This is a genomic window from Methylobacterium sp. WL7, assembly GCF_008040085.1.
Classification (GTDB): domain Bacteria; phylum Pseudomonadota; class Alphaproteobacteria; order Rhizobiales; family Beijerinckiaceae; genus Methylobacterium; species Methylobacterium mesophilicum.
Genome location: NZ_VRVG01000286.1, coordinates 1 through 2,021, shown reverse-complemented (window position 1 = coordinate 2,021; position 2,021 = coordinate 1). Strand labels below are relative to the sequence as shown.

General features: G+C 60.0%; 1 protein-coding gene. It reads left to right on the top strand.

Annotation, left to right across the window (positions count from 1 at the left end; genetic code table 11):
- Positions 1 to 828: 828 nt before the first annotated feature.
- Positions 829 to 1,185, top strand: a complete 357-nt coding sequence (tnpB, locus tag FV233_RS29230) for an IS66 family insertion sequence element accessory protein TnpB (RefSeq protein WP_147899617.1) — start codon at positions 829 to 831, stop codon at positions 1,183 to 1,185.
- Positions 1,186 to 2,021 lie beyond the last annotated feature (836 nt).

The window sequence follows — 2,021 nt, the reverse complement described above, 5'->3', positions numbered from 1 at the left end:
GCCCTAGGTGTGGATCTGAGTACAATTCAGGACGTTATCATAATATTGAACAAAAGATAGCCGGCGAGCTTGCTTCCAAACTGCGCCATGTCACGTTCTACTCTCAAAAGGTCGCAAAGTATGCGAGGCAATCCCGTCCATCGAGGCAACGGAAGTCGCGCATTAATGTTGGCGGTCCGAGAGCGGCGGATTTAAGGGTGATTAGGTTAAACGGCCAAAGAGACATGCACCGTCGTCGCACTTGCGCTCCAGTACTCTCGCTATGGCTACGGTCGGATCACCTCAGTACTGCGCCGTGATGGCTGAACGGTCAGTAAGCGGAGTCTCGGTCCGCCTTTTCGGTTGGCGTGACGAGTTTTGATGCTGATAGCCATTGTTTTGGGGCGTGGGGATCGGCTCGTGGCTGGAATTGAGCGTAGGTTTGAACCGAGGCGCTGGATGTCATCAACGGCTCGGGCGGACGGCGGGTCTGGTCGGCCGACGCCAAGGCGGCGGTCCTGGACGAAACGCTCCGGGCCGGCGCGGTCGTAACGGTGGTGGCCCGCCGCCAAGGGCTGACGCCGCAACAGGTTTTCGGCTGGCGCCGAGAGGCGCGGCGCGCGCTTGAGGCCGCGCAGGTACCCACAGCGATGAGCTTCGTTCCCGCTCTCGTCGCGGAGCCGACGCCCGAGCCGCTGGCTGCACTTGCGCAGCGGTCCCGACCTGCGCGACGGCGCGATCCGGCATCACCGGGATCGAATTGGAGATCTCCGGCGTCGCGGTCCGCATCGCTCAGGGTGCGAGCGCCGCCCAGATCGCGGCGGTGATCCGGGCCCTGAAGGGCTCGGCATGATCGGGCCATTTGGCGTGGTGCTCGTGATGCTGGCCACCCGGCCCTTGGACTTCCGCAAGGGCATGGACGGGCTGGTGGCTCTGGTCCGCGACGCGATGGACGCGGATCCGTTCTCCGGCACGGTCTACGTGTTCCGCTCGAAACGGGCCAACCAGGTGAAGCTTCTGGTCTGGGACGGGTTCGGACTAATCCTCGCGGCCAAGCGTCTGGAGGTCGGTCAGTTCTGCTGGCCGAAGACCGAGGACGGTGTAGTCCGGTTGAGCACGGCGCAGCTGGCGGCTCTCGTTGAAGGTCTGGACTGGAAACGCGTCCATGCGGCGCGTCCGGTCAGCTTACCGGCGGTCGCAGGGTGAACAGAGAGGATGGTCCGGCTGCTTCTAAACAGTAGTAAGATACTGGCAGATATGCTCTAATCTCTTGTCGTCGTGCGTCTCGACCTGCCGCGCCGAAAGCCGGCACGTGAACAACTGCGGGGCGCACAATTCGTGTTGGCGGGCCACCGCGCTGACCGAGGTGCCCGGCCCATCGCTATCGACGACGATTGCCGTCTTCTCCTCATCCGACCATATTCGCCGCGGACCGGCCCCGGTGAACAGCTCAAAACGCCGGATCGGCTCCGACATAAGGATACGCCCTGACATCGACGCGTGACGGAGGTCCCATTCCGCTCAGTATGTTGCCTTCACGCCGTCTGCCAGAAGGTACCGCCCAGACAACGCTTATTTTGAAAGAGGTCGAGATCGAACTTCTAGTGGGCAAGATAGCGGATCAACAACGCTTACATCGAGTTGTCCAATAGTCGTTCACGGACATAATTTTTGCACATCTTGTTGTTCCTGGCGCTGGCGGATGCCCGCGAACACGTGGAGGACTGGAGACACCAAGGCGATGAAGATCAACCCCACACGGCCGTGAGTCGCTTGACGCACCGTTCCTTTGCCAACCAAGTTGTCACAGCCCAAAAGCTCGCATCGGCCATGGAGTGAAAACCGGATCAACTCCAAACCAGCCATGCAATAACCTTGAACCTGAGCCACCAAATGGGGGTCGGCAAGTTATTGAGCTATCACGCTGACGTCGATCTACGGTTGACGATATTGGTGCCGGTACAACTGACTCTGGTTGCCGCTCAAGTCGTTACTTTGTGGCAAAACTTTCGAAAAACACACCGACATTTTCAATGCAGGAG

Coding starts and splice junctions, on each gene's coding strand:
- tnpB (WP_147899617.1), top strand. CDS start 829: ATGATCGGGCCATTTGGCGTGGTGCTCGTGATGCTGGCCACCCGGCCC.